The following is a 5,730-nucleotide window of genomic DNA, read 5'->3' on the forward strand; positions in this document are numbered from 1 at the left end:
GGCGGGAACCCGCCGGCTGCTGCGGCTCACCGTGCCGTCCCCGGCGCGGTTCCTGCAGGGGCGGCTGAGCAACGAGGCGAAGCTGGCGCTGAGCCGTAACCCGCACGGCGGTGTGCAGGAGTTGATCGAGGACGCCGCGGGCGCGGCCATCGACCGGCTGATCGCTGCGGCCGGTGGGCCGGCGTGGGACGCCGACGGTTTCGCGGCGGTGCGTGAGAAGGTCCGCGCCGACCTGGTCGACACCGTCGTCGAGGTGATGGACCGGGTCCGCAAGGTCCTCGCCGCCGCGTACGCCGTCGAGCAGCGCCTCGGCGCGACCCGCAACCTCGCCGTGGTCGCGGCGCTGGCCGACATCCGCAACCAGCTCGCCGGGCTGGTGCACGCCGGTTTCATCACCGAGACCGGGTACGCGCGCCTGCCCGACCTGCTGCGCTACCTCACCGCCATCGAACGTCGACTGGACCGCCTCGGCGGCAACCCGCAACGCGACCGCCAACAGCAGGACCGGATCGCCGTGGTGCAGAAGGAGTACGCCGACCTGCTCGCCAACCTGCCGCCGGCCCGTCGGCAGGAGACAGCGGTCCGGCAGATCCGCTGGATGATCGAGGAGCTGCGGGTGAACGTCTTCGCCCAGGCGCTCGGCACCCCGTACCCCGTCTCGGAGCAGCGGATCTACCGCGCGATGGACGACGCCGAGGGCCGCTGACGCCGGTCAGAGCGGGTCCACCCCGGGCGGGAGCTCGTCGCGGTCGATGGCCGACTGGATGTAGTCGAGCAGGATGCGGCGCAGCTCCCGGCCGGCGTGGGTGGGTACGACGTCACGGCGGCGGGCCACCGCGATGGTCCGCCGCACCCCGGGCGGGGCGAGCGGGGTGATCCGCACGCCCGGCCGGCGCGCCAGCACGATGCCGGGCACGAGCGCGATGCCGAGCCCCGCCTCGACGCAGCTGAGCACGGCGTCCATCTCGCCGCCGTCCACCGCGAAGCTCGGTTCGAAGCCCGCCTCCCGGCAGGCCTGGATGGTCGCGTCGCGCAGGTCGTACCCCTCTCGGAACATCACCATCGGCTGGTCCCGAAGGTCGGTGATGCGCAGCTCGCCCGTCGCCGAGGCGGTCGGCACCTCGTCCACCGAGGCCACCACCAGGCTCTCCCGCAGGATCGGGTCGACCCGCAGACCCGGGTCGGCGCCCTGCGCCGGCATGATGATCAGGGCCAGGTCGAGGTCGCCGCGGAGCAGGTCACGCACCAGGTCCTGGGAGCCGCCCTCCTCGACCCGCAGGTCGACCGTGGGGTGCGCGTCGCGGAACCGGCGCAGCACCGGCGGGGCGAGCGAGGTGGCCAGGCTGGGGGTGGCCCCGAGCCGGACCCGGCCCCGGCGCAGCCCGACCAGCTCCTGGACCTCCCGGGTCGCCGTCTCCACGTCGGCGTGGATGCGGGTGGCCAACGGCAGCAGCACCTCACCCGCCGCGGTGAGCGCGATGTTGCCCCTTACCCGCTCGAACAGGGGCGCCCCGAGGTCGGCCTCCAGAGCGTGAATTTGCTTACTGAGAGAAGGCTGAGTGATGCCGACCAGGTCGGCGGCTTGGGTGAAATGTCGTACTTCGGCCACCGCGACGAAGTACCGGAGCTGATGGAGCTGCATCTACATAGCCTACGGCTATCAACGCTGCGAGTTTGATGCATTGGACGACTGATCGAAGTGCTCCTAGCGTCGGTCTCGTGGTAATGACGAAAACTCGGTCGCCCATCCGCTCGAACGTCGGCCTCAAGGCCGTCATGGCGGTGACGGGCATCCTGCTGGTGCTCTTCCTCATCGCCCACATGCTGGGGAACCTGAAGGTGTTCACGGGGGAAACCTCGTTCGACCACTACGCGCACTGGCTGCGCGACATCGGCAAGCCACTGCTGCCCGGCGTCTGGTTCCTGTGGATCCTGCGCACCGTGCTGGTGGTGGCGGTCGTCGCCCACATCGTGGCCGCCACCGTGCTGGCCCGGCGGGCCCGCGCCGCCCGCCCCGTCAAGTACGCCCACCGCAAGAAGGTCAACGGCAGCTACGCCGCGCGCACGATGCGCTGGGGCGGCGTGATCATCCTGCTCTTCGTGATCTACCACCTCCTGGACCTGACCACCGGCACGCTGAACCCGGTCGGCAACGAGAGCAAGCCGTACGGCAACGTCGTCGCCGACTTCGCGCCGGAGCGCTGGTACGTCACGCTCTTCTACACGCTCGCCATCGTCACGGTGGGCTTCCACCTGCGCCACGGCGCGTTCAGCGCGTTCCGCAGCCTCGGCCAGCAGACGCCGCGTGGCGAGCGTCGGGCCCGCGTCGCGGCGCTGGTCTTCGCCGTGCTGCTCTGCGCCGGGTACCTGGTGGTCCCGTTCGCCGTACTCACCGGATTGGTGTCCTGACATGGAACTCTTCACCGAGGGCGACCCGATCGCCGACACCAAGGCTCCCGCCGGCCCGGTCGAGAAGCGTTGGGAGACCCGGCGCTTCGAGGCCAAGCTGGTCAACCCCGCCAACCGCCGCAAGATGACGGTGATCGTGGTCGGCACCGGCCTGGCCGGCGGCTCGGCCGCCGCCACCCTGGCCGAGCAGGGCTACCACGTCAAGTCCTACTGCTACCAGGACAGCCCGCGCCGGGCGCACTCCATCGCGGCGCAGGGTGGCATCAACGCGGCGAAGAACTACCGCAACGACGGCGACTCCGTCCACCGGCTCTTCTACGACACCGTCAAGGGCGGCGACTTCCGCTCCCGGGAGTCGAACGTGCACCGGCTCGCCGAGGTGTCGGTGAACATCATCGACCAGTGCGTCGCCCAGGGTGTGCCGTTCGCCCGCGAGTACGGCGGTCTGCTGGACACCCGCTCCTTCGGTGGCGCCCAGGTGCAGCGCACCTTCTACGCCCGGGGCCAGACGGGTCAGCAGCTGCTGCTCGGCGCGTACCAGGCCCTGGAGCGGCAGATCGGCCTGGGCAACGTGGAGATGAACGCCCGGCACGAGATGCTGGAGCTGGTCCTGGTCGACGGCAAGGCCCGCGGCATCGTCGTGCGGGACCTGGTCACCGGCGAGATCAGCACCGAGATGGCCGACGCCGTGGTGCTCGCCTCCGGCGGCTACGGCAACGTCTTCTACCTCTCCACCAACGCCAAGGGCTGCAACGTCACCGCCACCTGGCGGGCGCACCGCAAGGGCGCGTACTTCGCCAACCCCTGCTACACGCAGATCCACCCGACCTGCATCCCGGTCTCCGGCGACCACCAGTCGAAGCTGACCCTGATGAGCGAGTCGCTGCGCAACGACGGCCGGGTCTGGGTGCCGAAGGCCAAGGGCGACGACCGCAACCCGAAGGACATTCCGGAGGACGACCGGGACTACTACCTGGAGCGGATCTACCCCTCCTTCGGCAACCTGGTCCCCCGCGACATCGCCTCCCGCGCCGCGAAGAACGTCTGCGACGAGGGCCGCGGCGTCGGCCCGACCAAGCTCGGCGTCTACCTCGACTTCGCCGACGCGATCAACCGGCTCGGCCGCAAGGCCATCGAGGCCAAGTACGGCAACCTCTTCGAGATGTACGAGCGGATCACCGGCGAGGACCCGTACGAGGTGCCGATGCGCATCTACCCCGCCGTGCACTACACGATGGGCGGCCTGTGGGTCGACTACGACCTCCAGTCGAACATCCCCGGCCTGTTCGTGATCGGTGAGGCGAACTTCTCCGACCACGGCGCGAACCGGCTCGGCGCCTCGGCGCTGATGCAGGGCCTCGCCGACGGCTACTTCGTGCTGCCCACCACCATCGCCAACTACCTGGCCTCCGGCCCCCTCGACAAGGTCGACGCCAGCCACCCGGCGGCGATCGAGGCCCGCAACGACGTCGAGGACCGCGTCCGGCGGCTGCTCGCCGTCAACGGCGACCGGACCGTGGACTCGTTCCACCGCGAGCTGGGCCAGATCATGTGGGAACACTGCGGCATGGAGCGCAGCGAGGCCGGCCTGCGCAAGGCGATCGGTGAGATCCGCTCGCTGCGCGAGGCGTTCTGGCAGCGGGTCAAGGTGTCCGGCACCGGCGAGGAACTCAACCAGTCGCTGGAGAAGGCCGGCCGGGTGGCCGACTTCTTCGAACTGGCCGAGCTGATGTGCATCGACGCCCTGCACCGCGAGGAGTCCTGCGGCGGCCACTTCCGGGCCGAGCACCAGACCCCCGACGGTGAGGCGCAGCGCGACGACGACCGGTTCGCGTACGTGGCGGCCTGGGAGTTCACCGCCGACGGTGAGCCCTCGGTGCTGCACAAGGAAGACCTGAAGTTCGAATACGTCCACCCCACGCAGCGGAGCTACAAGTGAACCTGACCCTGCGCATCTGGCGCCAGAAGGGCCCTGAGGACAAGGGTCGGATGGTGACCTACCCGGTCGACGACGTGTCCCCGGACATGTCGTTCCTGGAGATGCTCGACGTGCTCAACGAGCGGCTGATCCTCTCCGGCGAGGACCCGGTGGCGTTCGACCACGACTGCCGCGAGGGCATCTGCGGCATGTGCGGCCTGATGATCAACGGCGACGCGCACGGGCCGCAGCGTGGCACCACCGCGTGCCAGCTGCACATGCGGCAGTTCAAGGACGGCGAGACGATCGACATCGAGCCGTGGCGGGCCAGCGCCTTCCCGGTCGTCAAGGACCTGGTGGTCAACCGCAGCGCCTTCGACCGGATCATCGCGGCCGGTGGGTACGTCACCGCGCCGACCGGCAGCGCGCCCGAGGCCCACTCCACCCCGGTGGCCAAGGCCAACGCCGACGCCGCCTTCGAGTCGGCGGCCTGCATCGGCTGCGGCGCGTGCGTGGCCGCCTGCCCGAACGGCTCCGGCATGCTCTTCACCGCCGCCAAGCTCACCCAGCTCTCGCTGCTGCCGCAGGGCCAGCCCGAGCGCTACACCCGGGTGATCGGCATGGTCGACGCGCACGACGAGGCCGGCTTCGGCGGCTGCACCAACGCCGGCGAATGCACCCCGGCCTGCCCGAAGGGCATCCCGCTGAACACCATCGGCCGCCTCAACCGCGACTACCTCACGGCCACCGCCAAGGGCGCCAACAACACCCCCGGTTCCTGAGGGTCCAGCCCCGTACCGAACGCCCGACCGCCGTACCCCACGCTCTTTCCGGGGTACGGCGGTCGGGCGGGCTCTGGGCGGGCTCACTCTCGGTCGTTGGTTGCGGTGGGGCTGGGGCGGCCGTCCCCGGCTCCGGGCGGTCAGGCTTGATCCCTCCGCCGGGGACGGCCGCCCCAGCCTGACCCCGGTCGCGGCCCGTCCGCATCGCATGATCCACTCGCGTTTCAGGAAATCGGCCGGTTACCGCACGCCGGATACCGCGATTTCAAGAAACCCGAGTGGATCCACCCGATCTCGGCCCAGCTGACCCCGACACCACCACGACAAAGGGGTCAAGACGGACGAGCCGCCACTCAAGGACCCGCGCACACCCGGGTGACCCCCGCCCGGGTGACCTTCGGAGGTGCGGCATCGAGCGGCAGCAACCGGTGTCAGGGCTCACGGACCTCCGCAGGAACGCACAGACGGACGCCCATCAGCGAGGCCTGGGGGGCGACCGTCACCGGCGTAGGGATCAAGCCTGACCGCCCGGAGCCGGGGACGGCCGCCCCCCAGGCCCCCACCGCAACCACCACCAACCCGAGGGGAATGGTCACCCCGGGCCCCACCCCAACCACCGCG

At 70.5% G+C, this 5,730-nt stretch carries 5 protein-coding genes; 4 read left to right on the plus strand and 1 reads right to left on the minus strand.

The window, feature by feature from the left end:
- The coding region (locus KBX53_RS20050; protein ID WP_210860981.1) for a DUF3418 domain-containing protein at positions 1-706 on the plus strand (706 nt) is incomplete at its 5' end.
- 6 nt (positions 707-712) lie between these two features.
- Here the strand turns inward: KBX53_RS20050 and KBX53_RS20055 are convergent.
- Positions 713-1,642 carry a LysR family transcriptional regulator gene (locus KBX53_RS20055; RefSeq protein WP_210860983.1) on the minus strand — a complete coding sequence of 310 codons (930 nt, stop codon included), beginning with the start codon at positions 1,640-1,642 and terminating at the stop codon, positions 713-715.
- A gap of 83 nt (positions 1,643-1,725) precedes the next feature.
- Here KBX53_RS20055 and KBX53_RS20060 point away from each other — a divergent pair, with 83 nt between their 5' ends.
- The 3 genes from KBX53_RS20060 to KBX53_RS20070 are packed head-to-tail and all read left to right on the plus strand — an operon-like array spanning position 1,726 to position 5,109.
- Entirely contained in the window at positions 1,726-2,409 is a 684-nt protein-coding gene (locus KBX53_RS20060) for a succinate dehydrogenase cytochrome b subunit (RefSeq protein WP_210860985.1), read from the plus strand.
- 1 nt (position 2,410) lies between these two features.
- Entirely contained in the window at positions 2,411-4,348 is a 1,938-nt protein-coding gene (locus tag KBX53_RS20065; protein ID WP_210860987.1) for a fumarate reductase/succinate dehydrogenase flavoprotein subunit, read from the plus strand.
- Entirely contained in the window at positions 4,345-5,109 is a 765-nt protein-coding gene (locus tag KBX53_RS20070) for a succinate dehydrogenase/fumarate reductase iron-sulfur subunit (protein WP_210860989.1), read from the plus strand. Before KBX53_RS20065 ends, KBX53_RS20070 begins: the two co-directional genes overlap by 4 nt.
- The last annotated feature ends 621 nt before the right edge of the window (positions 5,110-5,730 follow it).

The organism is Micromonospora sp. M51, from assembly GCF_018070305.1.
Lineage (GTDB): Bacteria > Actinomycetota > Actinomycetes > Mycobacteriales > Micromonosporaceae > Micromonospora > Micromonospora parva.